This is a genomic window from Frigoribacterium salinisoli (assembly GCF_054781095.1).
This window is the reverse complement of sequence record NZ_BAAGVB010000003.1, coordinates 182,594-207,678: the sequence shown is the minus strand read 5'-3', so window position 1 is coordinate 207,678 and position 25,085 is coordinate 182,594. Positions and strand designations below refer to the sequence as shown.

20 protein-coding genes are annotated in these 25,085 nt (G+C 73.5%); 14 read left to right on the top strand and 6 right to left on the bottom strand.

Going from position 1 to position 25,085, the window contains the following annotated elements:
• Nucleotides 1-35 precede the first annotated feature (35 nt).
• Nucleotides 36-1,589: a glutamine-hydrolyzing GMP synthase gene (gene guaA, locus ACYVHQ_RS08960; RefSeq protein ID WP_460512578.1), complete on the top strand. Its 1,554-nt coding sequence runs from the start codon at nucleotides 36-38 to the stop codon at nucleotides 1,587-1,589.
• A 462-nt stretch (nucleotides 1,590-2,051) separates the two neighbouring features.
• Here the strand turns inward: guaA and ACYVHQ_RS08955 are convergent, their stop codons facing one another.
• The gene (locus ACYVHQ_RS08955) at nucleotides 2,052-2,879 is read right to left on the bottom strand and encodes a Bax inhibitor-1/YccA family protein (RefSeq protein WP_460512212.1); all 828 of its coding nucleotides are present in this window, start codon (nucleotides 2,877-2,879) and stop codon (nucleotides 2,052-2,054) included.
• A gap of 244 nt (nucleotides 2,880-3,123) precedes the next feature.
• Here ACYVHQ_RS08955 and ACYVHQ_RS08950 point away from each other — a divergent pair, with 244 nt between their 5' ends.
• Both ACYVHQ_RS08950 and ACYVHQ_RS08945 read left to right on the top strand, forming a co-directional pair.
• Nucleotides 3,124-4,110, top strand: coding sequence for a glycerophosphodiester phosphodiesterase family protein (locus ACYVHQ_RS08950; protein ID WP_460512210.1), 987 nt, complete (start codon nucleotides 3,124-3,126; stop codon nucleotides 4,108-4,110).
• Between the two features lie 91 nt (nucleotides 4,111-4,201).
• A complete protein-coding gene (locus tag ACYVHQ_RS08945; protein ID WP_460512207.1) occupies nucleotides 4,202-6,622 on the top strand; it encodes an ATP-dependent helicase in 2,421 nt (806 codons plus the stop codon).
• Between the two features lie 229 nt (nucleotides 6,623-6,851).
• On the opposite strand, the gene ACYVHQ_RS08940 is transcribed toward ACYVHQ_RS08945, so the two are convergent.
• On the bottom strand, nucleotides 6,852-7,307 hold the full coding sequence (locus ACYVHQ_RS08940; protein ID WP_460512205.1) for an FHA domain-containing protein: 456 nt from the start codon (nucleotides 7,305-7,307) through the stop codon (nucleotides 6,852-6,854).
• Between the two features lie 196 nt (nucleotides 7,308-7,503).
• Here ACYVHQ_RS08940 and ACYVHQ_RS08935 point away from each other — a divergent pair, with 196 nt between their 5' ends.
• From ACYVHQ_RS08935 to ACYVHQ_RS08910, 6 genes are all read left to right on the top strand, one after another.
• Nucleotides 7,504-7,797: a WXG100 family type VII secretion target gene (locus tag ACYVHQ_RS08935; protein WP_460512203.1), complete on the top strand. Its 294-nt coding sequence runs from the start codon at nucleotides 7,504-7,506 to the stop codon at nucleotides 7,795-7,797.
• 95 nt (nucleotides 7,798-7,892) lie between these two features.
• Nucleotides 7,893-8,186, top strand: coding sequence for a hypothetical protein (locus tag ACYVHQ_RS08930; protein WP_460512201.1), 294 nt, complete (start codon nucleotides 7,893-7,895; stop codon nucleotides 8,184-8,186).
• Nucleotides 8,183-9,379 (top strand): hypothetical protein, encoded by a 1,197-nt coding sequence (locus tag ACYVHQ_RS08925; protein ID WP_460512199.1) that lies wholly within the window; start codon nucleotides 8,183-8,185, stop codon nucleotides 9,377-9,379. Before ACYVHQ_RS08930 ends, ACYVHQ_RS08925 begins: the two co-directional genes overlap by 4 nt.
• Before the next feature lie 56 nt (nucleotides 9,380-9,435).
• Nucleotides 9,436-9,873, top strand: a complete 438-nt coding sequence (locus tag ACYVHQ_RS08920; RefSeq protein WP_460512197.1) for a hypothetical protein — start codon at nucleotides 9,436-9,438, stop codon at nucleotides 9,871-9,873.
• On the top strand, nucleotides 9,870-10,532 hold the full coding sequence (locus ACYVHQ_RS08915) for a hypothetical protein (RefSeq protein ID WP_460512195.1): 663 nt from the start codon (nucleotides 9,870-9,872) through the stop codon (nucleotides 10,530-10,532). The genes ACYVHQ_RS08920 and ACYVHQ_RS08915 overlap by 4 nt, the downstream gene beginning before the upstream one ends.
• Entirely contained in the window at nucleotides 10,529-14,878 is a 4,350-nt protein-coding gene (locus tag ACYVHQ_RS08910; RefSeq protein ID WP_460512193.1) for an FtsK/SpoIIIE domain-containing protein, read from the top strand. The genes ACYVHQ_RS08915 and ACYVHQ_RS08910 overlap by 4 nt, the downstream gene beginning before the upstream one ends.
• Before the next feature lie 59 nt (nucleotides 14,879-14,937).
• Here ACYVHQ_RS08910 and ACYVHQ_RS08905 read toward each other — a convergent pair whose 3' ends face one another.
• Nucleotides 14,938-16,875 (bottom strand): thioester domain-containing protein, encoded by a 1,938-nt coding sequence (locus ACYVHQ_RS08905; protein WP_460512192.1) that lies wholly within the window; start codon nucleotides 16,873-16,875, stop codon nucleotides 14,938-14,940.
• A gap of 208 nt (nucleotides 16,876-17,083) precedes the next feature.
• Here ACYVHQ_RS08905 and ACYVHQ_RS08900 point away from each other — a divergent pair, with 208 nt between their 5' ends.
• Genes ACYVHQ_RS08900 through ACYVHQ_RS08890 form a run of 3 tightly spaced genes read left to right on the top strand, consistent with a single transcriptional unit; the run spans nucleotide 17,084 to nucleotide 20,092 of the window.
• Complete coding sequence (locus tag ACYVHQ_RS08900) at nucleotides 17,084-17,521, top strand: lactococcin 972 family bacteriocin (RefSeq protein WP_460512190.1); 438 nt, start codon at nucleotides 17,084-17,086, stop codon at nucleotides 17,519-17,521.
• Nucleotides 17,518-19,440, top strand: a complete 1,923-nt coding sequence (locus tag ACYVHQ_RS08895) for a hypothetical protein (protein WP_460512188.1) — start codon at nucleotides 17,518-17,520, stop codon at nucleotides 19,438-19,440. The genes ACYVHQ_RS08900 and ACYVHQ_RS08895 overlap by 4 nt, the downstream gene beginning before the upstream one ends.
• Entirely contained in the window at nucleotides 19,424-20,092 is a 669-nt protein-coding gene (locus ACYVHQ_RS08890; RefSeq protein ID WP_460512186.1) for an ABC transporter ATP-binding protein, read from the top strand. Before ACYVHQ_RS08895 ends, ACYVHQ_RS08890 begins: the two co-directional genes overlap by 17 nt.
• A gap of 87 nt (nucleotides 20,093-20,179) precedes the next feature.
• Here ACYVHQ_RS08890 and ACYVHQ_RS08885 read toward each other — a convergent pair whose 3' ends face one another.
• From ACYVHQ_RS08885 to ACYVHQ_RS08875, 3 genes are all read right to left on the bottom strand, one after another.
• The gene (locus ACYVHQ_RS08885; protein WP_460512184.1) at nucleotides 20,180-20,413 is read right to left on the bottom strand and encodes a hypothetical protein; all 234 of its coding nucleotides are present in this window, start codon (nucleotides 20,411-20,413) and stop codon (nucleotides 20,180-20,182) included.
• 83 nt (nucleotides 20,414-20,496) lie between these two features.
• Nucleotides 20,497-20,943 (bottom strand): ester cyclase, encoded by a 447-nt coding sequence (locus tag ACYVHQ_RS08880; RefSeq protein ID WP_460512182.1) that lies wholly within the window; start codon nucleotides 20,941-20,943, stop codon nucleotides 20,497-20,499.
• Nucleotides 20,944-21,052: 109 nt separating this feature from the next.
• The gene (locus ACYVHQ_RS08875) at nucleotides 21,053-22,735 is read right to left on the bottom strand and encodes a RecQ family ATP-dependent DNA helicase (RefSeq protein WP_460512180.1); all 1,683 of its coding nucleotides are present in this window, start codon (nucleotides 22,733-22,735) and stop codon (nucleotides 21,053-21,055) included.
• Between the two features lie 278 nt (nucleotides 22,736-23,013).
• On the opposite strand from ACYVHQ_RS08875, the gene sucC reads away from it, so the two are divergent.
• On the top strand, nucleotides 23,014-24,177 hold the full coding sequence (gene sucC / locus ACYVHQ_RS08870; RefSeq protein WP_460512178.1) for an ADP-forming succinate--CoA ligase subunit beta: 1,164 nt from the start codon (nucleotides 23,014-23,016) through the stop codon (nucleotides 24,175-24,177).
• Between the two features lie 14 nt (nucleotides 24,178-24,191).
• A complete protein-coding gene (sucD, locus tag ACYVHQ_RS08865; protein ID WP_460512176.1) occupies nucleotides 24,192-25,082 on the top strand; it encodes a succinate--CoA ligase subunit alpha in 891 nt (296 codons plus the stop codon).
• Nucleotides 25,083-25,085: the final 3 nt, after the last annotated feature.

Below are 25,085 nucleotides of genomic sequence, written 5' to 3'. Positions count from 1 at the left end.
CGGCCGACGCCGGTCAGCAGACCGAGCAGTCGCCCGTGCTCGTCGTCGACTTCGGCGCCCAGTACGCGCAGCTCATCGCGCGCCGCGTCCGCGAGGCGAACGTCTACAGCGAGATCGTGCCCCACACGATCTCCGCCGACGAGATCCGCGCCAAGAACCCGGTGGGCATCGTCCTCTCAGGAGGCCCGTCCAGCGTCTACGAGGAGGGCGCGCCCGCCCTCGACCCGGCGATCCTCGAGCTCGGGGTGCCCGTCATGGGCATCTGCTACGGCTTCCAGGCCATGGCGAAGGCCCTCGGCGGCGAGGTCGCCCACACGGGCGAGCGCGAGTACGGCGCGACCGACGTGACCGTGACGGGCGGCGAGAGCACGCTCCTCGGCGGTCAGCCCTCGGCGCAGACCACGTGGATGAGCCACGGAGACTCCGTCTCGAAGGCGCCCGAGGGCTTCGAGGTGCTCGCCTCGAGCGCCTCCACCCCGGTCGCCGCGTTCGCGAGCGACGAGCGCAAGCTCTACGGCGTGCAGTGGCACCCCGAGGTGAAGCACTCGGAGCACGGCCAGGCCGTCCTCGAGAACTTCCTGCACCGTGCCGCGGGCATCCCCGCGGACTGGAACAGCGGCAACGTCATCGCCGAGCAGGTCGAGCGCATCCGCGCCCAGGTCGGCGACGCCCGGGTCATCTGCGGCCTGTCGGGCGGCGTCGACTCGGCGGTCGCCGCGGCCATCGTGCACCGGGCGGTCGGCGACCAGCTCACCTGCGTGTTCGTCGACCACGGCCTCCTGCGGCAAGACGAACGTCAGCAGGTCGAGACCGACTACGTCGCCTCGACGGGCGTGCGCCTGGTGACGATCGACGCCGAGCAGCAGTTCCTCGACGCCCTCGCCGGCGTGACCGACCCCGAGCAGAAGCGCAAGATCATCGGGCGCGAGTTCATCCGCAGCTTCGAGTCCGCGGCCGAGGCGCTCGTGCTCGAGGCCCGCGCCGAGGGCGCGGCCGACGTGGAGTTCCTCGTGCAGGGCACGCTCTACCCCGACGTCGTCGAGAGCGGCGGCGGCACGGGCACGGCGAACATCAAGAGCCACCACAACGTGGGCGGCCTCCCGGAGGACCTGCAGTTCGAGCTGGTCGAGCCGCTGCGCACCCTCTTCAAGGACGAGGTGCGCGCCATCGGCCGCGAGCTCGGCCTGCCCGAGGTCATCGTGGGGCGCCAGCCGTTCCCCGGGCCCGGTCTCGGCATCCGCATCATCGGCGAGGTCACGCACGAGCGGCTGGAGCTGCTGCGCAAGGCCGACGCGATCGCCCGCGAAGAGCTCAGCGCGGCCGGCCTCGACGGCGAGATCTGGCAGTGCCCCGTGGTGCTGCTCGCCGACGTCCGTTCGGTGGGCGTGCAGGGCGACGGCCGCACCTACGGTCACCCGATCGTGCTGCGCCCGGTGTCGTCGGAGGACGCCATGACGGCGGACTGGACGCGCCTGCCGTACGACGTGCTGGCCCGCATCTCGAACCGCATCACGAACCAGGTCCCGGGCGTCAACCGGGTCGTGCTCGACGTGACGAGCAAGCCCCCGGGCACCATCGAGTGGGAATGATCAGGCCGTTCAGGTCGCGGAGCGGCCTGGCCTGATCATTCCGGGCGCGCCCCTGCGCCCGGTGCCCACAGACCAGCGTCCGGCTCTGCACCGACGACACCGTGCCGCGGACGGAGCTGCCCGTTCAGGTCGCGGAGCGACCTGGCCTGATCGTTCCGGGCGCGTCCCCGCGCCCGGTGCCCACGTTGCACGGAAAAAGGGACATGGCACGACCGGCCCCGGTCGCGCAATGTCCCTTTTTCCGCGCCACCCGGGGAAGAGGCGGGGGCGGGGCGGGCGTGTGCGTCGCGGCCGGGCGTCCGCGACGGCCCGGGTCCGACGAACTGGCCCGGACGAGCGCTGCCGCACCCCGCCCAGCCGCCGCCCGCACCCCGCCCGGGCCACGCCCCCGCCCTGTCCCGCGCACGCGAGAGCGCCCGCCCCCACGACGGGAGCGGGCGCTCGGGGCGGTGCCGTGCGGGGCTAGTCGTTGCCCCGCAGGATCGCGATCATGCGCAGGATCTCGACGTAGAGCCAGACCACGGTCATGACGATGCCGAACGCGGCCGACCAGCCGTAGATGCGCGGGGCACCGCGACGGACGCCGGTCTGCACCTGCGTGAAGTCGAGCACCAGCGAGTACGCCGCCATGATGACGACGAGGATCCCGAGGAAGAACCCGATCGGGATGCCGGCGATCTCGTAACCGCGCAGGCCCCAGGGCGTGCTCACCACACCGGTGAGCGACAGGACGAGGTTGAGCACCGAGAACAGGAGGTAGCCGACCATCGCGATCATGAAGACCTTGGTGGCCTTGGCCGACTCGCGCACCTTGCCGCTGCGGAACAGCAGCAGCGTGACGACGAAGACCGACCCGGTGCCGAGGAGCGCCTGGGTCGTGATGCCCGCGTACTGGGCCTCGAAGATCGACGAGATGCCACCCACGAACAGGCCCTGCGCCGCCGAGTAGGCGAGCACGAGGCCGGGCGACGGCTTCTTCTTGAAGATGTTGACGAGCGCGAGCACGAAGCCCGCGATGGCGCCGACGATCGCGAGGGCCGGGACGAACCAGCCGATCGCGGCACCGATCACGACGACGGCGAAGGCGATCGCGGTCTTGGTGATCGTGTCTTCGTAGGTCATGCGGTCGGTCTGGTCGGGACCGGCCGAGGGCTGCGTGTAGAGCTGCTGGAGCTGCTCGGCCGTCATGCCGTCGTACCCGACGGGCGAGCCCTGCTGCTGGCTGAACTGACGTCCGCCGTTCTGCGAGAAAGCCGGCGACTGCGAGAAGCCGGGGTTCGAGAAAGCCATCGTGTCCTTCTTGGTGAGGTGGCGCGACGCGGTGCTGCGTCGCTGGGGGAGACCGAACGGGCCGGTTCTCCTGCTCGTCAAGGGTATCGGTCGCCGGTCGTGGCCATGCTGAAGATCTGCCTGATCGGAGCGGGTTCCGCGACGGGCGAACGTGCAGTTCGTGCACCCTTCGCCCGCCCCGACCCAGGGGTGCAGGAGGCGTGGGCCAGGCCCGGCACGGAGCCCCGGTCGCTAGCGTGGCCGCGTGCCCCCTCGCCCCCTCGTCATCGCCCACCGCGGCGCCAGCGGCCACCGTCCCGAGCACGGCGAGGCCGCGTACCGCCTGGCGATCGAGCTGGGCGCCGAGGCGATCGAGCCGGACCTCGTGCCCACGAAGGACGGCGTGCTCGCCCTCCGGCACGAGAACGAGGTGTCGGGCACGACGGACGTCGCCGAGCGCCCCGACCTCGCGCACCTGCGCACGACGAAGGTGGTCGAGGGGCAGGAGGTCACGGGCTGGTTCACCGAGGACCTCACCTGGGCCGAGCTGTCGACGCTGCGGGTCCGCGAGCGGCTGCCGCGGCTGCGCCCGGCCAGCGCGGCGCACGACGGTGAGGGGCGGGTCCAGCGGTTGGAGGACCTCCTGCGCCTGCTCGACGACGCCGACCGGCCGGTCGGGCTCGTCGCCGAGCTCAAGCACGCGACGTACTTCGCGCAGCTCGGGCTGCCCCTCGACGAGCTCGTCGCCGACGCCCTGGCCGCGGCGGGCTGGACGGGCGACGACCGGCTGGCCATCGAGTCGTTCGAGGAGGGCGTGCTGCACCAGGTGCAGCAGCGCGGGGTCGGGGGTCGGCTGGTCTGGCTGGTCGAGGCCTCCGGCGCCCCGGCCGACCTCGTCGCCCGCCTCGGCGAGGCCGCGCCCTCGTACGCCTCGCTGCTCGACGAGGCTCACCTCGCCCAGCTCGCCGCCTCGGGCGTCGCGGGCATCAGCGTCGCGAAGCGCACGCTCGTCGACGACGCGGGCCGGCAGGAGGCGCGGGTCGTCGAGCGCGCGCACGCGGCGGGCCTCGAGGTGTGGACCTGGACCCTCCGGGCCGAGAACGCGTTCCTCGCGAAGGCGCACCGGCTCAGCGGCGGGAAGGCCGCGCAGGGGGACTGGCGGGCCGAGTTCGGGCTGCTGATGGACCTCGGCGTCGACGCGGTGTTCGCGGACCAGCCGGAGCTGGCGCTCGCGGTGCGCGACGGGCGCTGACGGGGCAGGTCGTGCCTCCTGACGGCGGTCGGGCAGGTCGGTCGAGGGCGCCCCTGTCGCTGTCGGCGGCCCCGCCTAGACTCGTCGGGTCATGACGATCGTGCTCGAGCCCTCAGACCACGCCGGCGGTGCCGGCGACCCGTTGACCGCGGGCCTCAACCCGCAGCAGAAGGAGGCGGTGGAGCACCGCGGTCCCTCGCTGCTGATCGTCGCGGGGGCCGGGTCGGGCAAGACGAGCGTGCTGACGCGGCGCATCGCGGGGCTCATCGCGAGCCGCGAGGCGTGGCCGAGCCAGATCCTGGCGATCACGTTCACGAACAAGGCCGCGGCCGAGATGCGCGAGCGCGTGCAGCAGCTGGTCGGCCAGGCGGCCGAGGGCATGTGGATCAGCACGTTCCACTCGGCGTGCGTGCGGATCCTGCGCCGCGAGGCCGAGCAGTTCGGCTTCACCAAGACGTTCACCATCTACGACTCGGCCGACTCGCGCGCGCTGCTCAAGCGGCTGCTGAAGGAGCTCGAGGCCGACCAGCTGGGCGTCACGGTCAGCCAGGCGTCGTCGAAGATCTCGAAGCTCAAGAACGAGCTGACCGACGCCGAGACGTACTCGCGCCAGGTCAACGTGAACGACCCGCAAGAGGTGATGTTCCTCGAGATCTTCCGGCAGTACACCCGCGAGCTGCAGCGGGCGAACGCGTTCGACTTCGACGACCTCATCGCGCAGACGGTGTACCTGTTCCGCGCGTTCCCGCACGTGGCGGCAGAGTACCAGCGGCGGTTCCGCCACGTGCTCGTCGACGAGTACCAAGACACGAACCACGCGCAGTACGCGCTGATCCGCGAGCTGACGCGGCCGGTCGACCCCGAGCACGTCGACGAGCTCGAGCGCGGCGGGCAGTTCGTGCACACGATGCGCGACGGCAGCGGGCGCATCCCCGGCGCCTCGCTCACGGTGGTCGGCGACAGCGACCAGTCGATCTACGCGTTCCGCGGGGCCGACATCCGCAACATCGTCGAGTTCGAGCGCGACTTCCCGAACAGCAAGGTGATCCTGCTCGAGCAGAACTACCGCTCGACGCAGACGATCCTCGACGCCGCCAACGCGGTCATCGCGAACAACTTCGACCGTCAGGCCAAGAACCTCTTCACGACGGTCGGTGCCGGCGAGAAGATCACCGGGTTCACCGGGTACACCGGGCACGACGAGGCGCAGTTCGTCGCCGACGAGGTCGCGAAGCTGCACGACGAGGGCATGCAGTACCGCGACATGGCGGTCTTCTACCGCACCAACTCGCAGACCCGTGCGCTGGAGGAGATCTTCATCCGCTCGGCGATCCCGTACCGGGTGCTGGGCGGCACGAAGTTCTACGAGCGCGCCGAGATCAAGGATGCGATGGCGTACCTCATCACGGTGGCGAACCCGGCCGACCCGATGGCGCTGCGCCGCATCATGAACGTGCCGAAGCGCGGCATCGGCCCGGCGACCGAGACGGCCATGCAGCGGTGGGCCGACCAGCACGAGGCGCCGCTGCGCGACGCCCTCCGCCACGCCGACCAGCTGGGCCTCGGCCCCAAGGTCACGGGCGCGATCACGGGCCTGGCCACGCTCCTCGACGAGGTGCAGGCGACGGCCGCCACGGCGCCGGTGCACGAGATCCTGCAGAGGCTCGTCGACGGCAGCGGCCTCGTCGAGGTGCTGCGTGCCTCGAAGGACCCTCAGGACGAGGCGCGGGCCGAGAACATCGAGGAGCTCGTGGCGGTGACGAAGGAGTTCCAGCGGAACAACCCCGACGGCACCCTGCTCGACTTCCTCACCGAGGTGACGCTCGTCGCCGCGGCGGACGACCTCGACGACTCGAGCGGCACCGTGTCGCTCATGACGCTGCACACGGCGAAGGGCCTCGAGTACGAGGCGGTGTTCCTCACGGGCGTCGAAGAAGACCTGCTGCCGCACCGCATGTCGGCGGGGGAGCCCGGTGGTCCCTCGGAGGAGCGCCGGCTGTTCTACGTCGGCATCACGCGGGCGCGCAAGCGGCTGTTCCTCTCGCTAGCCATGACGCGCGCGCAGTTCGGTGAGGTGAACGTGGCGATGCCGTCGCGGTACCTGCAAGAGATCCCGGGCGAGCTGATCGACTGGAAGCAGTCGCCCGGCGACGCGACGAGCCGCGGCGGCACCGAGCCGCGGGCGCTCAACGCGCGGCGCGGCTTCGGCGGCGGCAGTGGCGGCGGCGGGATGCGCGGCGCCGGTGGGTACGGCGGCGGCAGCTACGACCGGTCGACCGCGGCGGCGAAGACGAAGCCGAAGACCGAGTGGGCGAACCGGGTCACGGGTCAGGTGCGCGACAATGGCGACATGGAGCTCGAGGCGGGCGACCGCATCAGCCACGTCGACTTCGGCGAGGGACGCGTCATGGCCGTCACAGGAGCCGGTGCCAAGCGCATCGCGGAGGTCGCGTTCGACACGGCGGGCCGCAAGAAGCTGCTCATCAAGGTCGCGCCGATCGAGAAGCTGTAAGGGGCGGGTCCTCAAGGGGCTCGTGGCCTGCGGCCCGGGCGTCCGTCCGAGGCTGCTGGCTGGTCCCGGTCCTGGGTGCTGCCCGCCGCGCGGCGCTCGCACCGTGTGCGCCGACGGCGTGGTCGACGGCTCGCGAGGTCCGGCCCGCGCCGGAGGACCACGGCGGTGACCGTGCCCACCACGGCGAACCAGACGGCGCTCGCGACGACGGCCCAGGGACTGGCACCGATCAGCACGTCCGCGACCCTTCTGCCGGGTGCCCCACGGTGACCACGAGGTCGCCGAGCGCGATCACGGAGCCGGGCGGCGCCTCCTGAGCCAGGCCCGGGACGAGCTGCGCGACCACGTCGTCGGGCGTCGTCACGGTGGTGCCGTTGCCGGAGCCCAGGTCGGTCACCGTGACCCCGCCGTCCGTCGGCTCCAGGAGGGCGTGGTCCCGCGACACGGAACGGGTCGGGTCGGCGAGCACGAGGGTGGCGACGCCGTGCCGGGGTCGCGGTGCCCTGCCGACGGAGGTCGCACGGCGGAGGGCGAGGGGCGTGCCGTCCGGGAGGAGCAGGGTCGCTCCCGCGGGCATCGCCGCCACGGGGGACGGGACGTGCCCGCGTCGCGTGAGCTCGAGCGCGGGAGGCAACCCCGTGACCACCTGCTGGGAGTCCGATCGTCGGGGTGGCAGCGTCGCCACGTCGCACTCGGTGCCGTCCCGCCGCGCTCGCCGGAGCTCGTCGAGGGGCGTGGGAGGGCAGCCCTCCCTCCCTGGGGCCGTCTTCTCCCGCCTCGTCCACAGGCTCCGTACCGACATTTGACAGACGATACACGGAACGCCACTGTGGGCGGACTGGTCGGGACAGCCCCGACCGGTCCGACCAGAAGGGCACCCCATGGCGAACGTCTCCGTCACCTACGACGACCTCCGCACCCAGGCCACGCAGCTGCGCAACGGCCAGCGCTCCATCGAGGACCAGCTCTCGCAGCTCAAGGGCCAGATCGACGGCCTCCTGTCGTCCGGCTACGTCACCGATCGGTCGTCGAAGGCGTTCGACACGACGTACCAGGACTTCACGAGCGGGGCGACGCAGACGATCGGGGCCATCGACGGGCTCGCCGCGTTCCTCGAGGGCGCGGCGAACGCCCTCCAGAGCACCGACGAGCAGCTGGCCAGCAGCCTGCGCTGATCCCGGGGCCGGACCCTCGCGCGGGTCGAGCGCTCCGGCCCCCACCCGCCGGGCACCGCCACGGGCGGTGCCCGGCCCGATCTCGAGGAGGGTCCGTGTCCGGACGCCTGAACTACGACGGCGCCGTCCTGTCGGCGCTGTGGGCCGATCTCGTCGCCGTGAAGGCGGCGCTCTCGTCGGCCACCGACGACGCCTCAGCCCTGGCCGACGCGGTCGGGCACGCGGCCCTCGCGGCCCGCGTGCGGTCGTTCTCGACGACGTGGGACGACCTGCGGGCCGACCTCGTCGAGTCGATCGGCGGCCTCGCCGAGGCGGCGCGGCAGATCGACGACGCGTTCGGCGCGACCGACGCCGACCTGCGTGCTGCGCTGCTCGGGAGCCACCGATGAGCGCGTCGCTGGCCGTGCCCGGCGACCCGGACGTCGTCGCCTCGCTCGCACGGCAGTACGCGAGCGTCGCCCGGGTCATGCTCGACGCCTCGTCGCGCCTGCGGGCGCTCGACGGCGACGGGTCGCGCAGCGACGCCGTCGAGGCCTTCCTGGCGAAGGCCGACGACCTCGCCGAGCGCCTGGGGCGCGTGCGGGGTCGCTACGACGAAGCGGGCGCCGCCCTGCTCGAGTACTCGGGCGCCCTGCGCCTCGCCGTCGACGACGCCGTCGCCGCGAGCCGCGCTCGGGTGTCCGCCGAGGACGACCTCGCGCTGGCGGAGAAGCTCCGCCGCTACCACCAGGACGCCGCCGACGCCACGGAGGAAGGCGCCCTCAAGGACCACGACCAACGGCAGGCCGACCGGCAGCGCTACCTCGCCGACGAGGCGGCGTGGAGGGTGACCGCTGCCCACAGGAGGCTCGACACGGCCCGCGAGGACCGCGACCGGGCCGCCGAGCGCGCCGTCGCCCGCCTCGACGTCGCCACGGACGACGGCATCCGGGACGCCGTCTTCGACGACTTCGCGGGATGGATGGAGGAGAACGATGCGTGGATCTCCGACGTGCTGGACGTCATGGGCAACGTGTGCATCGTGCTCACGGTGCTGTCCTTCTTCTTCCCCCTGGCCTGGATCGGGCTGGCCCTCGTCGCCCTCACCGTCGCCATCGCGGTCGGAGCGACCGCGCGGGCCGCGGCAGGGACGGGCTCCTGGGCCGAGGCCGTCCTCGCCCTGGCGTCCTGCGCGACGATGGGCGTCGGCGGTGCGCTGAGTGGCACGGTGAGAGCGGAGCTCTCATCGCTTCGGGCCACCAGGACCGCCGCCCTCGAGGCCGCCGGTGCGCCTCCGAGTTTTGCGACGGCGTGGATGCGCAAGACGTTCACTCGCTACGAGGGGAGGTCGAGGACCAGCGAGCTGTTCCTCGCGCTGGGCGACTCCGATGTAGCGCACGCTCTCTGGCTGACGAAGAGGCCCCGACCAGGAGAGGTCGCCGGGGACGCGGAGGCGCTCCTCGGTGCGGTTCGCCGGGCCAGGAGCTTCAGCGCTGCCTCCACCGCATGGGACGTCGCATCCGAGGCCATCGGTTGGTTCGGCTGGTCCACGTGGATCGAACAGCAGACCACGCGACGCATCCCCTTGGGGACACGCTGGTGATCGACGCCACTCGTCGAGACGTCCGAGACCTCATGCGTTGGTCGAGGGGCGAGGGGGTGGTCCGCGCCCTGGCCCTCTACCCCACGATCTGCGTGGTACTCACCATCACCGCCTATCGCGCCCACGGTGAGTTCCTCGCCCCGCTCGACGGCAGGTCGATCTACGGGGACCACCTCCTCGCTTCCAGCCAGGATTGGCCTCGTTTCGTCGTGCCGCAGGGGGTCTACTGGTTCGGCATCCTGCCCGTTCTCGTCGTGACCGTGCTCTGGGTGCTCGATCGTCCGGCTCGGCACCTTCCCGAGGCCGCGGTGCTCGTCCCGTTCCTGCTGCTCGACGCGGTCCTGACAGCCATGCTCAGCACGGCCTTCCTCGACCTCGAGGAGTGGCCGCACGACCTGTGGATCGCGTCCGTGGTCATGGCGGCCTGTGCCGTCGTCGTCCTGGTCGTGGCGGCACGTCGACGTCGTCGGCGACGACGGGAGGCCCGGTCGTGACCGGTCGTCGCTCGGGGGTGCCCGCCGCCCCCGTCTCGTACGCCCTGTCGATCCCCCTCGGGTGGATCCGCCTACCGGGCCGCCTGGACCGCGAGGCCACGATCCAGGCCGTGCTCGACCAGGTGGACGACGTCGAGGCCGGAGTGCCGGGCTGGCGCGACGAGCTCGGCTCGGTGCTGGACGACGCCTTCCGGGTCGACACGGGGCGTCGCGTGCTCGACGCCTACGTCCCCCAGGGCGCGCTGCCGGGCACTCGGGTCAGCTGCAGCGTCGTCGTGTCCGTGGTCGACCTCGCCCCTCCGGGCGGCGACCCCGACCGGTTGCTCCTGCACCGTGCGGCCGTCCACGGCGGGGAGCTGCTCGACCTCGACGGGAGCCCGGCCGTGCGCTGGGCCGAGCCGCCGGGGCGGGGGCGGGGCGCGACTCCTGCGCGGGGGAACGAGCTCGCGCGCGACCACGTGCTGGCCAGGATCCCCGGTCGCTCGGACCTCCTGTTGGGCATCACCGCCTCCGTGGTGAGCGACGACGCCCACGACGCCACCACGGCGTCGCCCGCGACCGGCCAGCTCGTCGAGGCCCTGCGGCTGGTCTTCGCGGCGATGACGAGCTCCTTCTCGTGGGTGGCCGAGCCCCTCGGCTCCTCGAACCCGCGGTCGTGAGGATCACGCTCACCGGCACGGACCGTGCCTCGGGGCGTTCGGGCGACGTCGTCGTGCACGTCCGCCCCGGCGCCACCGTGGGCGAGCTCGTCCAGGAGGTCGCCTCCACGCTCGGCCTGCCACCGAGCGCCGTCGCGGGGTCGACCGTCGACGGGCGCGCCGTCGACCCGGCCCGGCCGGTCGCCGACGGCGAGGTCCTCGACGGCGCGCACGTGGAGCTCGGCGACGGGCCGACGAGGGTGCCGCTGCCCGCCGACCTGGTGACGCTGCAGGTGATCGGCGGGTCCGGGGCCGGGACCGTGCACGTGCTCGCCCCCGGTGCAGCCTTCGTCGGCAGCTCGCCGGAGGCGACCGTCCGCCTGGACGACGAGGACGTCCCGGAGCTGGCGGCCGTGCTCGAGGTCGACGCCGGCGGGCGCGTCGAGCTCCGTCCCGTGCCGGGTGTGGAGGCGAGCCTGGAGGGTGAGCCCGTCGACGGCGCCCGCCCGTTCCCCGAGGGCAGCGTCCTCCGTCTCGGCGGCACGCTCCTGTCGGTCGCCGTGCCGACCCCGCTCGCCGCGTTGAGCGTGACCGAGGGCGGGGGCACCCTCGACCTGACCCGTCCGCCGCGCCTCCTGCCGGTCCCGTCCGACACGGTCTTCCGGTTGCCGGCCGAGCCGGAGACGCCCCCGCGGCGCCCCGTCCCGATCATCGCCGCGATCGCCCCCGTCGTCATGGCGGTCGTCATGGTGACGGTCTTCGGCAACGTCGCGTTCCTGGCCTTCGGCCTCATGTCGCCGCTCGTGCTGCTCGGCAACTTCCTCTACGACCGCCGGAACGGGCGGGCCGCGCACCGGCGGCGCCTGGAGCAGCACGCGGAGAAGACCGCGGTCGTCGAGGCGGACGCCGCCGCCGCGGTGCGCACCGTCCAGCACCAGCGCCGGGCGAGCGCCCCCGATCCTGCGGCGGTCCTCGACCTCGCCGTGCGTCGGCGCGCCCGTCTGTGGGAGCGCCGTCCCAGCGACCCCGACCACCTGACGGTGCGGGTCGGGACGGTCGACGCCCCGTCGGGCGTGGTGGTGGAGGACCCGGCCGAGCCGGAGCACCGCAGGCGCGTCGAGAGGATCGCGAGGCACGTGCCCGCGACCGTGTCCCTCCGTGAGGCGGGCGTGACCGGGATCGCCGGCCTCCGCGCCGACGTGCGGGACCTGGCCGTGTCCTGCGTGGGACAGCTCGCGGCCCTGCACAGCCCTCGCGACCTCGAGATCGTGGTGCTCACGGACGGCGAGGCCGAGGGCACGTGGTCGTTCGTGCGCTGGCTGCCGCACGCCCGCACGCTCGACGACGAGCTCCCGCCCGTGCGGATCGGCAACGACGCCGAGACGTCGGCGCACCGGGTCGCCGAGCTCGTCCGACGCCTCGACGAACGACGCCGCGCGGTCGAGGGCGACCGCGACGCGGCGCCCGGTCCGGCCGTCGTCGTGGTGGTCGACGGCGCTCGTCGGCTCCGCGCGCTGCCCGGCCTCGTGCGCGTGCTGAAGGAGGGACCGCGTCTGGGCGTCCACGCCCTCTGCCTCGAGACCGAGGGCAGGTCGCTGCCGGAGGAGTGCTCGACGGTGGTGGCCGCGGGGCGCCACCGGCACGTCGTCACGTCGCAGCGCGCGCCGGTGCTGCCGGACGTGCTCGCCGACGAGCTGCCCGAGGGATGGGCCGACCTGGTGGCGCGGTCCCTCGCGCCGCTCGTCGACGTCGAGGACGACGACGCCGGTGCCGGGCTGCCGTCGTCGTCGCGCCTCCTGGACGTGCTCGACCTGGAGCCGCCCACGCCCGCCGGCGTGCTGGCCCGCTGGGCGCCGGGCGGGAGCACCGAGGCCGTCGTGGGCGAGAGCCTCGACGGCGCCTTCGCGCTCGACCTGCGTCGGGACGGGCCGCACGCCCTCGTGGCCGGCACGACGGGCTCCGGCAAGTCGGAGCTGCTGCAGACGCTCGTCGCGTCCCTCGCCGTCGTCAACGCCCCCGAGACCATGACGTTCGTGCTCGTCGACTACAAGGGCGGGGCGGCGTTCCGCGACGTCGAGGGTCTCCCGCACACCGTGGGCATGGTCACCGACCTCGACGCGCACCTCGTCGGCCGGGCGCTCGCGTCGCTCGGTGCCGAGCTGCGTCGGCGTGAGCACGTCCTCGCGGCGGTCGGCTGCAAGGACCTCGAGGACCACGCCGACCTGCGCCGGAGGGAGCCGTCCTCGACGCCGCCGTTGCCGCGCCTCCTGATCGTCATCGACGAGTTCGCGAGCCTGGTGCGCGAACTGCCGGACTTCGTGCCCGGGCTCGTCGACGTCGCCCGGCGCGGCCGGTCCCTGGGCATCCACCTCGTGCTGGCGACGCAGCGACCGGCAGGGGTCATCTCGTCCGAGATGCGGGCGAACACGAACCTGCGCATCGCCCTGCGCGTCACGGACGCGGCCGAGAGCGTGGACGTGCTCGACGCCCCCGACGCCGGCGGGATCGCGAAGGCGACGCCCGGCCGCGCCTACGTGCGACTGGGGGCGGGTGCCCTGCTGCCGTTCCAGGCGGGCAGGGTCGGCGGGCGCCGACCGGGTGCGGTGGCGACGGCAGGAGGCCCGCCCACCTGGGCGACGCGCCTCACCTGGGCGACGCTCGGGCGCCCCCTGCCCGGGCCTCCTGTCGCCCCCGTGGCCGAGGAGGACCCGCGCACGGACCTGCAGGAGCTGGTCGCCGCGATCCGGGGCGCCGTCGAGCACCGAGGTGACCCTCCGCCGCACCGGCCGTGGCTCGACCCGCTGCCCGAGCGGGTGGTGCTCGCCGACCTCGACCAGCCGGTCGCCCGACGTGCCGACGCTCTGCCGCCCGCCCCGTTCGCGCTGCAGGACGTCCCCGACCAGCAGGCCCGCCGCGTGCTCGCCCTCGACCTCGAGACCGCCACCCACCTCTCGGTGGTCGGCTCGGCGCGCAGCGGCCGGTCGCAGTTCCTGCGGACCCTGGCGGGCAGCCTCGCGGCACGCCTCGGCGTCGGGGACCTGCACCTGTACGGCATCGACTGCGGCGGCGGCGCCCTGCTGCCGCTGGTCCGGTTGCCGCACACGGGCGCCGTCGTGCAACGGACCGAGACCGAACGCCTGCAGCGCCTCCTGACCCGGCTGACGACGCTCGTCGAGGACCGCCAGCACCTGCTCGCCGCGGGCGGCTGGGCCGATGTCGGCGAGCAGCGGGCGAGCGTCGCCGAGCCGGAGCGCCTGCCGCACGTGGTCGTGCTGCTCGACCGGTGGGACGGGTTCGTGACCAGCATCGGCGAGCTCGACAACGGGGCCGCCGTCGACCAGGTGCACGCCCTCCTGCGGGACGGCGCCGGGGTCGGCGTGCACCTCGTCCTCACGGGCGACCGCACGCTCGTCGGCAGCCGCATGGGCTCGCTGGTCGACGACGTGCTGGTGCTGCGTCAGGCCGACCGCGGCGACTACGCGATCGCCGGCCTGGACCCGCGTTCCCTGCCCGACGTCGTGCCCGGCGGCCGCTGCTTCTCGGTGCCCTCGGGCGTCGAGGCCCAGGTCGCGCTGCTCGTCGAGGATCCTTCCGGTCGTGCCCAGGCGGCTGCCCTCGAGGAGATCGCGGAGCGCACCGCCGATCGGGACCGACCGGTCCCGGGGAGCCGTCGCCCCTTCCGGCTGGACCGCCTCGGCGGGCCGGTCACGTTCGCCGACGCTTGGGAGCGTCGCCCCGTCGAGGGCTCCGGCGCCTTCGCCCTGGTCGGGGTCGGTGGGGACGAGCTCACGGCGGTGGGGCCCGACCTGTCGTGCGGCCCGGGGACCTTCCTCGTGGCGGGCCCCGCGCGGAGCGGGCGCAGCACCCTGCTCGCCGCGATGGTGCGGTCCCTGCTGGAGCAACGACGCGAGGTCGTCGTGGTCGCCCCTCGGCCTTCGCCCCTCCGCGCGCTCGAGGGCTCCGACGGGGTGCTCGCGGTGGTGCCGGGCGAGCCGACGGAGGACGACCTCGCCCGGTGGTTCGCCGAGGGGGCGCCGCCCCGCGTGCTCGTGGTCGACGACGCCGAGCTGATCCGGGCCCCGGCCGTGTCCGGCTGGCTCGCCCGGCAGGTGAAGACCTGCGCCGACCAGGGGCACGCGGTGGTGGCCGCGGCGACGACCTCGGACCTGGGCGGCTTCGGCGGGTGGACCCTGGAGCTCCGCAAGAACCGCGCCGGTGCCCTGCTCAGCCCGCAGCTCCCCACCGAGGGCGACCTGATCGGCGTCCGCCTGCCGCGCAGCGCGGCGAGCGAGAAGCTGCGGCCCGGCTCGGCGCTCGTGCACCTCGGCGACGGGGAGCTGGTGCCGGTGCAGGTCCCCCTGGGGTGAGCTGGGCACCGGCACCGGCACCGGCACCGGCACCGGCACCGGCACCGGTCCGGGACCCGTCACCGCGACCGACGCCGGACGAGGTGGGCGACGCGGAGGCCGACGAGCAGGAGCGCCCCGGCCAGGACCACGCCCAGGGCCAGCTGGCCCGTCGCCCCCGCGTCGCCGCCCGTGAAGGCCAGCACGGGCGGCGTCGCGCTCGGCGACGGCTGCTCGGGCTCCGGCTCGTCGGCGGGCTCCGGCGACTCCGGCGCCGGCTCCGGCTCGGGCACCAGGAACGACTCCGCCGCGTGGGCACGGTGGTCAGCGAAGGCCGGGACGACCCTGCTGCCGTCGTCGAGCTCGGCCGATCCCTCGCTCGAGAGCACGAAGACGTAGTGGCCGGGCCGGTCGACGCGCACGCAGGGCGTCTCGACCTCCCCGTCGGCGTGCACGGTGGTGACGACCTCGCCCGCCACGAGGTCGGGGACCTCCAGCAGGTCGGTGAGGTCCGCGCCCTCCGCGGGACGCTCGGCGAGCGGGCCGACGAGCGTGCTCGTCACCTCGACGCCGTCCTCGCCCACGAGGGCGTTGAGGCGGGCGACGGTGAGGGCGTCGGCGACGCAGGTCCCGGGACCGACCTCGGTCGCGCCTCCTGCCGCCACCGTCGAGACGATCGGGGTGAACGGCGCCAACGTCGTCTCGGGGGCGGTGCCGAAGCGCGAGGTCCAGGGGCGGAGGCGGTCGCCGCCCTCGGCCGGGCTGGTGTCGGCGGGGTCGATCGACTCGACCCAGGTGAACCACCCCGTCGACGGCAGCTCGCAGCCGGGCGTCGTGACGGTGCCCGGGCCGTCGGCGACCACGGTCTCGACCTCGCAGACCACGGGCGCGTCGGCCGGTGCCGCGTCGGCCTCGACGAGCGGCTCGAAGAAGGGCCCCAGCAGTCGGCTGCGGACCGTGACGGGCACCGGTCGGAGCTCGCCGTCGGCGCGGTACCGCCCCCACTCGTCGAGGAGCCCGTCGCCGCGCGCGACGTCGAGGGTGAGGCGGTCGGTGACCACCGTGCCGGCCTCGGCGACCGTGTCGCTCGCCTGCGTGACGACGCGCGGGGCGAACGGCAGGGGCGACACGGCCGTGGCGCTCGCCGAGCCGGCGGCTGCGGCGCTGACGCCGCCCGTGAAGAGGATCATCTGGCTGCCTGCAGCGCTCGACCCGACGGTGGCGACGCGGCCGTAGGGCAGGCCGTCGAACCGCACGCGGGCGCGGACGGACAGCTCCGCGCCGGGACCCGTGGCCCGCACGCGTACTTCCTCGCCGTTCTTCACGCGCCGCGAGCCGCCCGAGCCGTCGGTGAACTCGGCACCCTGCAGGGTCACCGTGCCCGCGTGACGGCCGGGGAGCGTGGTGGGGCCGCCGGTGACGAGGTCGGCGACGAGGTCGGCGCGGACCGAGCCCGTGCCGTCGTCGGCGAGGGAGACCGTGAGGGTCGCGTCCACCGATCGCGAGGCGCGGGCGGTGGCCTCGGCGAGCATGTCGTTCGCCCGCTGGAGCACGATCGGCCAGTGGTCGTTGGCGCGACCGGCGTAGTACCGCTGGCTGTGGCCGCCCAGGCCGGTGATGGTCCAGACGGCGAGCTGCCCGGCCGCTGCCGTGTCGGGGTCCTTCGTGCCGCCCCAGGTGCGCGCGATGTAGGCGAGGCGCGCGTGGTCCTCGCTCGAGACGCCGACGACGGCGTCACCGGTGGCCGTGTCGTACCGGTTGCCGACGGGGCTCCTCTTGCCCACCTCCAGGCAGAAGGCCTGGCGGCCGTCGTCGAGGCGATAGGTGCCGAGCCACGAGACGCCGTCGCCCCGCCAGAGGTGACCGGTGCCCGTGCTGGCCCCGGCGAGGGCGCGGGCAGGAGGTGCGGGGGCGACGAGCAGGACGGCGAGCGCCAGGAGGGCCGCCACGGCGGCGAGGGTGATCAAGGGCTGGGGGAGGGGGCCGCGTCGAGCGGCCGCAGTGCGTGGTGAGGACATGCCCACGACGGTGCCGCCCGTCGGCGGGGCGCTGCGGGCCTCCTGCGGGTGGCGGAGGATCAAGGGCGGTGTCGGCTACCTGTGCAGGATCGGTGGTCGTTGGCGCCGACCGACCTGGGCCGTGAGCGGACGGTGCCTGTGATGCCCATCGACGGACACTCGATGGCTGTCCAAAAGATGTCAGATCCTTGCGCTCGAGGCATTGTGCATGACGGATTCATATACGAAACTGTCTGCGACCTCGGCAGGTGCCCGAGGGAGAGGAGAGATCATGAGGAACGGAGAGGGGCGCGGGGTGCGTCGTCTGATGGGTGTCGCGAGTGCCACGGCCTTGGTGTTGTGCGGGATCGCGCTGCCGTCGACGTCGGCTGGTGCTGTCGGGACGGCGACCTCCGCGTCGGGCAGGGCTTCGGTTCGAGCCAGTGCCGGGCTTGGTGTCCACCGTGTCGGGGGCGGCACCTGGGAGTACGGCGTCTCCGGCGGCAAGGTCTGGTCGAAGTACCAGCACCCGAGATGGGTGCACAGGTCGACCGCGTGCTCGAGGACGAGCTGCGGCTACAGCAAATGGAAGTCACCGACCGTCCTCGCTGTGGCGTCGCACCCGAAGAGTCTCTACGGCAACACCGCGTACTGGGACGTCAGGTGACTCAGCGCATCGCCGCCACGACAGTACTCGCGGTCGTGGCGGCGATCGCCACGTCGGCCTGGCTCACCGTGCTCGTCGTCGCGAGCTACGAGTCCGGCTTGTCGGCCGCCGCGGGAGGACAGCTGTCCATCAGTGGAACCCCGGACGGGACGCGTGCCGAGATCGAGCGCGCGCTCGAGGGTGCAGCACGCGAGACCGGAGCCAGCCTGCTGCTCGCGCTCACCACCGAGACGCCCGAGGGGATCGACATCGTCTTCGTGCCCCTCGCCGGGGACGTCGAAGAGCCCGTGAGCCCGCGCGTCCACTACAGCTACGCGGCAGCGCAGGCCGCGGCCTCCGCCGACTTCCGGGGGTTCTACGCCACGGACGCCACGGGTCCACGGCTCGATGCGTTGGTGGAGGCCCTGAGCGAGAGGGGCTTCTCCGCGCAGGGTGTGACGGAGACCCTCGCGGGGCACCTCGTGTTCCACCTCACGGAGCCGGCGAACGCGCTCCTCGTCCTGAGCGTGGGCGTCCTCGTCCTCCAGGCCTTCGGCGCCGAAGCGGCCAGCCGCCGCCACGCGTCGTTCGTCCGTGCCACGGTCGGGTGGTCGCAGCTCCGTGATGCCGGGGTCGAGCTGCGAGGCCTCGCCGTCCTGATGGTCGTGGTGGTGGCGGTGGCCACGATCGGCGGCCTCGTCGTCTGGGGCATCGTCGGCGATCTGCGCCGACCCGGCCTGGTCCTTCCGCCCGCCGTCGCCCTCGTCGGCGCCACGTCGCTGGCACTCCTGGTGACGAGGGCGGCGTTCGCCCTCCGTCCGCCGCTGTCGAGCGGCACGCGAGGCGAACTCGTCCGACCCTGCGGTCAGCGGCAGGGCGCGCTGCGCCCTGGCGTCCACGTCGTCCTCACGGCCCTCGTCATCGTCGGGGTGCTGGCGACCGCCGGAGCGCTGCACGCGACACGTCGTGCCGTCGAGGCCGCCGTCCTGCTCGAGCCCTACGCCGACGCGAAGGTCCTGCGCGTCGGCATCGCCGGCGCCCTCGACGACGACTTCACCGTGGCGCTCGCCGACGTGACGCGGGAGCAGCTCGGCGCCGGGACGGCCGTGCTCCGGGACACGGGCGGCACGCCCGGCACGCTGGTCGTGACCCCGGACGGCGAAGGGGCGCAGGAGGGGGCAGCGGTTCTCTGGGCACGCGCCGCCCCGAGCGCCGCCGAGCTGGCCGACCTGTCGTTCGAGCTCACCGCCGACGTCTTCGCCGACGGTGCTCCGCTCGGACCGCCAGCGGACCCCGTCGTGGCGTTCGACGTGCACGAGGTGGACGATCCGGCCCGCGCGGCGGGCGTCCGTGAGGCGGAGCTCCTGCCCGACGTCGTGCCCTTCGACGTCGTCGTGCAGGTGCCCCTCGACCAGCTCGCCGACGACGTGCTCGGGACGGCCGCCGGCAACGGACGGGTCCTCTTCGAGTCCTCCGACTCGGTCGACGCCGCACTGGCGCAGCGCGGTGCCGCCGGGTTCGTCCAGGCGTGGAACACGGTCGGCGACGAGGTCGCCCTCGTGCTCGCACGGTGCCGTCGAGCGACCCTCGTGGCGACCGCTGCCGCGCTCCTCACGCTCGCGCTCCTGCTCGTGTCGACGGTGAGAGCCGCCCTCGAGCACGTCCGCAGCGGGCGTCAGGAGCGACGCGTCCTGCGGACCGTGGGGCGGACCTCCTGGACCTCCGACCGCGGGCCGGTGACGCGACGGGCCGCCCTCACCGGAGGTGCCGCCGCTGCCGTGGTCCCTCTCGTCGTCCTCCTCGCGCGGGTCCCGCCGGTCGGCGCCGTGGCGACGGGCGCGACCGTCACGATCGCCGAGCTCGTCGTGTTCGCGACGACCGTCGCACTCGCCCGGCTCCGGGCCCGGACGGAGGAGGTGCGACATGGTCACGTCCTCTGACGGCCTCGTCGTCGACCAGCTCGTGGCCGCGATCGGGACCCGCCACCTCTGGGGACCCCTCGACGTGCGGGTGCCCCCTGGCGGGTCGCTCGCGGTCGTGGGCCCCAACGGCAGCGGCAAGTCGTCGTTGCTCGCCTGCCTCGGCGGCCTGCGCCCTCCGCAGAGCGGCTCGGTCCGCTGGCGCGGGACGACCCTCACCGGCGCGCGGAGGCGGACGCACCAGCGGTTCCTCCGCGACGACTGCGGGATCGTCCTGCAAGAAGGATCCCTCGTGCCCGACTGGACCGTGCGACGGAACGTCGACGTCGTCCGACCGCGCGGCGTGTCCCGTCGCGAACGGGCACGCCGGGTCGAGGGAGCCCTGACGCGGCTCGGGCTCGCCGACCGCGGTCCTGACGTGCTGACGCAGCTGAGCGGTGGTGAACGGCAGAGGGCCACGGCCGCACGGCTGCTGGTCCAGCAGCCCTCCCTCGTGGTGGCCGACGAGATGACCTCGGCCCTCGACCCCGAGGGGCGGCGGTCCGTCCTCGACGCCCTGGCCTCCCTGCGCGACCGAGGCGCCGTCGTGGTCCTCGCCACCCACGACGACGCCGTCACCCGCTGGTGCGGTCAGTTCCTCGAGCTCCCCGGGGGCGACCTCCACCAGGTCTGAACGCACGGAGGGGACCTGCGCTCAGCGCAGGTCCCCTCTCGTCGTCATCGCAGGAACAGGCGTGCCGCCCGGGCCCACGAGCGGCCGCTACTCCGTCTCGTCGAGGTCGACGTCCTCGCCGGCGAGCTCGTTGTCGGCGAGGTCGGGGCTGCCCTCCTTGGGCGCGCCGCCCGTGGGGCCGTCGTTGTGCTCGCCGATGCCGGGGAGCACCGTCTCGCCGGCGACCGCGTCGTTCGTCGCGATCTGCTGGCTCTCGGCGAAGTCCTTCTCCTCGTCGTACGGCTGGTCGCCGCTGGCGGCGGGGACGTGGGTGTCGCTCATGATGGGTCCTCTCGTCGTGGTGCCCCGGGGCCGGGGCGGGTGCCCCGGGCTCGGGGCCGGTGGTGCAGGTCGGGCGGGGCGGCTCAGCCCTGGTCGGCGTCGTCCGAGGTCTCGGGGTCGTCGGCGAGGCCGAGCTGCTGCATCAGGCCGGCCTGGTCGGTCGAGCCCCAGCGCTCGACGATGAGGCCGTCCTCGTCGAACCGCGCGACCTGGATGCCGCGCACGGTGAACGCGTTGCCGGTGCCCGGGTGGCCCTGGAACGGCCCGGTGTGCGTGCCCGAGATGGTGAAGACCGCGGTGACGTGCTCGTCGTCGGCGACGATCGGGTCGGCCTCGAGCGTCACGTCGGGGAAGGCCGTGAAGAACTCGGTCCAGAACTGCTGGATGCCCTCGACGCCGGGCGCCTGGTCGGGTGCGGGGTCGTGGTCGACGACGTCGCGGTGGAAGCCCTCGGTGAGGCGCGAGACGTCCTTCGCGGCGAGGATGCCGCCCAGCGTCTCCTGGGTGGCGAGGTTGGTGTCCTTCGACATGGTGCTCCTTCGGTCGTGCTGGTCGTGCTGCGGTCGGGTCCCTCTCGTCTACTCCGCGCCTCCTGCGCCGTCGTGCGCGACCTCCCAGCGCACGTCCGGCGGGGGAGGACTAGACCGCCTCGAGCAGGTCGTGGTCGCGGACGCTGCTCACCGAGAGCACCTTGTACCCGGCCGACTCGAAGAAGACGGTCAGGTGGTCGCCGTCCTGGCTCATGACGGTGCCCTCGCCCCAGGTGCCGTGCTGCACGCGGGTCTGCGGCGCGTAGAGGAGGTCCTCGTCCTGCTCGGTGGGGAGCTCCGTCGGCGCCCCGGTCGCCTCGCGCTCCTCGGCGGCCGCGCAGCCGTCGCAGTTGCCGCAGCGCTCGGGCGCCTCCTCGCCGAAGTAGCCGAGCAGGAACCGGCGACGGCAGCCGGGCGACTCGGCGTAGGTGCGCATCATGGCGATGCGCGACTCCTCGACCTTCTCGCGCATCGCGGCGAGGTCGCGCGCGCTCTCGGCGGCCTCGTCGGCCGTGATGCCGTCGACGACGGTGAAGCCCTTCCTCGACTCCTGGATCGCGCCGGCCTCGAGCAGCAGGTCGACGAACCGGCCGACCGAGCGCGGCGACTTGGCGGCTTCCTTGGCGATGGCGGTCCGCTTCACCGGGCCGCCCGCCGCGCCGATCACGGTGAACACGCCCTTGAGGTCGGCCCGGCCGGGCAGGCCCGAGGCGAAGAACCTCCGCAGCGCGAGGTCCTCGGGGCGGTAGAAGAGGGTGGTCCGGGCGTCGTCGCCGTCACGCCCGGCCCGTCCGATCTCCTGGTAGAACTCGTCGAGCGAGGCGGGCACGTCGGCGTGCACGACGAAGCGGATGTCGGGCTTGTCGATGCCCATGCCGAACGCGCTCGTGGCGCACACGACGTCGATCTCGGCGTCGTGGAACCGCGCGTGCAGGTCGCCGCGCTCCGCCGAGCGGAGGCCGCCGTGGTACGCGACGACGGTGCGGTCGGGCATGCGCTCGGCGAGCTCGGCCGCGTACGCCTCCGTCTCCTTGCGGGTGGCGACGTAGACGATGCCGGGCGTGGTGCTCTCGGCGACGAGGTCGACGATCGCGCGGTGCTTCTCGGCGTCGTCCTCGTGGCGCACGACCTCGAGCGACAGGTTGGGCCGGTCGAAGCCCTGACTGAGCAGCAGCGGGTCGTGCAGGCGCAACCGCTCGACGATTTCGTCGCGCACCGGGCCCGAGCCGGTGGCCGTGAGGGCGAGGACGGGCGGTCGGCCCAGCCGCTCGACGATCTCGCCGAGGTGCAGGTAGTCGGGCCGGAAGTCGTGCCCCCACGACGACACGCAGTGCGCCTCGTCGACGACGAAGAGCGACACGTGCGCCGCCGCGAGCCGGTCGACGGTCTCGTCGCGCGCCAGCTGCTCGGGCGCGAGGAAGAGGTAGGTCACCTCGCCCGCGGCGACGGCCTCCCAGGTCGCGTCGTTCTCGGCCTCGGTGTGCCCCGAGTTGACGTCGCGGGCAGGAGGCGCGTCCCGCTTGCCGACGAGGCCCGCCACCTGGTCGGCCTGCAGCGCGATGAGCGGTGAGACGACGACGGTGAGGCCGTCGAGGATCGCTCCGGCGACCTGGTAGATGGCGCTCTTGCCGAAGCCGGTGGGCATGACGCCCACGCAGTCGCGCCCGCCGACGACGGCCTCCATGGCCTCCAGCTGGGCGGGGTGCAGCTCGTCCCAGCCGAAGAGGTCCGCCGCGGTGCGGACGAGGTCGTCGGTCGTGGGGTGGTCGGGGGTGGTGCGGGTTCTGCTCACCGGACAATCGAGCGCCCGGCCGGGGCGACACGCGCAGCCTTGCCAGGCATCCGCCAGCGCTCCCGTACCCCGTGCCGGGCGAGTCGCGCATCCTGCCCGCCCCCGCCTGGGGAGCACCTGCACGCAGCCGTCCGTGGCGCGCAGGAGGCCCGCGACAGACAGGCGCTCCGGTCGCGCCGCTAGGCTGGTGGGCGGCCCGTCGTCCCGCTGCTGAGAGACATCCTCGCCGCGCGACGCACCATGGTTGACGACGCAGCGATGCGGATTGGAAGAACAGCGTGGATCTTTTCGAGTACCAGGCCAGGGACCTCTTCGAGCGGCACGGCGTCCCCGTGCTGCCCGGCGTCGTCGCCGACACCCCGGAGGAGGCCCGCGCGGCTGCGGAGCAGCTGGGCGGCGTCACGGTCGTCAAGGCCCAGGTCAAGGTCGGCGGCCGCGGCAAGGCCGGTGGCGTGAAGGTCGCGAAGAGCCCCGACGAGGCGCGGGCCGCGGCCGAGGCGATCCTGGGGCTCGACATCAAGGGCCACGAGGTGCGCCGCGTCATGGTCGCCGGCGGTGCCCGCATCGCGCGCGAGTTCTACTTCTCGGTGCTGCTCGACCGTGCCGAGCGCTCGTACCTCTCGCTGTGCAGCGTCGAGGGCGGCGTCGAGATCGAGCAGCTCGCCGTCGAGAAGCCCGAGGCCCTGGCCCGCGTCCAGGTCGACCCGAGCGAGGGCATCGACCTCGCGAAGGCCGAGCAGATCGCCCGGGCCGGCGGCTTCGACGACGAGCTCGTCGCGAAGGTCGCCCCCGTGCTCGTGAAGCTCTACGAGGTCTTCGAGCAGGAGGACGCCACGCTCGTCGAGGTCAACCCGCTCGTGCTCACCGAGGAGGGCGACGTCATCGCCCTCGACGGCAAGGTCACGCTCGACGAGAACGCCGGGTTCCGCCACCCCGAGCACGCCGAGCTGGAGGACGCCGCGGCGGCCGACCCGCTCGAGGCGAAGGCCAAGGCCGCCGACCTCAACTACGTGAAGCTCGACGGTCAGGTCGGCATCATCGGCAACGGCGCCGGGCTCGTCATGTCGACGCTCGACGTCGTCGCCTACGCCGGCGAGCGCCACGGCGGGGTCACCCCCGCGAACTTCCTCGACATCGGCGGCGGGGCCTCGGCCGAGGTGATGGCCGCCGGCCTCGACGTGATCCTCGGCGACGAGCAGGTCAAGAGCGTCTTCGTCAACGTCTTCGGCGGCATCACCGCGTGCGACGCCGTCGCCAACGGCATCGTCGCGGCGCTGGGCATCCTGGGCGACTCCGCCACCAAGCCGCTCGTCGTGCGCCTCGACGGCAACCGCGTCGACGAGGGCCGGCGCATCCTGGCGGAGGCGGCCCACCCGCTCGTCACCGTCGTCGCGACCATGGACGAGGCCGCCGACAAGGCCGCCGAGCTGGCATCGAAGTAAGGACCGAGAGAACAATGTCGATCTTCCTCAACAAGGACAGCAAGGTCATCGTCCAGGGCATCACCGGCGGCGAGGGCACCAAGCACACCGCGCTCATGCTCGCGGCCGGCACCCAGGTCGTCGGCGGCGTCAACGCGCGCAAGGCCGGCACGACCGTCACCCACGGCGACGTCGAGCTGCCGGTCTACGGCACGGTCGCCGAGGCCGTCGCCGAGACCGGCGCCGACGTCTCGATCGTCTTCGTGCCGCCGGCCTTCGCGAAGGACGCCGTCGTCGAGGCCGTCGAGGCCGAGGTGCCGCTCGTCGTCGTCATCACCGAGGGCATCCCGGTGCAGGACGCCGCCGAGTTCTGGGCGCTCGCGAAGGCGAAGGGCACGACCCGCATCATCGGCCCGAACTGCCCGGGGATCATCACGCCCGGCGAGTCGCTCGTGGGCATCACCCCGGCCAGCATCACCGGCAAGGGCCCCATCGGCCTCGTCTCGAAGTCGGGCACCCTGACCTACCAGATGATGTTCGAGCTCCGCGACCTCGGCTTCTCGACGGCCATCGGCATCGGCGGCGACCCCGTCATCGGCACGACGCACATCGACGCGCTCGCCGCGTTCGAGGCCGACCCCGAGACGAAGGCCATCGTCATGATCGGCGAGATCGGCGGCGACGCCGAGGAGCGCGCCGCCGACTTCATCGCGGCGAACGTCACCAAGCCGGTCGTCGGCTACGTGGCCGGCTTCACGGCGCCCGAGGGCAAGACCATGGGCCACGCGGGCGCCATCGTCTCGGGCTCGGCGGGCACCGCGCAGGCGAAGAAGGAGGCCCTCGAGGCCGCCGGCGTCAAGGTCGGCAAGACGCCGAGCGAGACCGCCGCCCTGCTGCGCGAGGCCTACGCCGCGCTCGGCGAGTAGCCC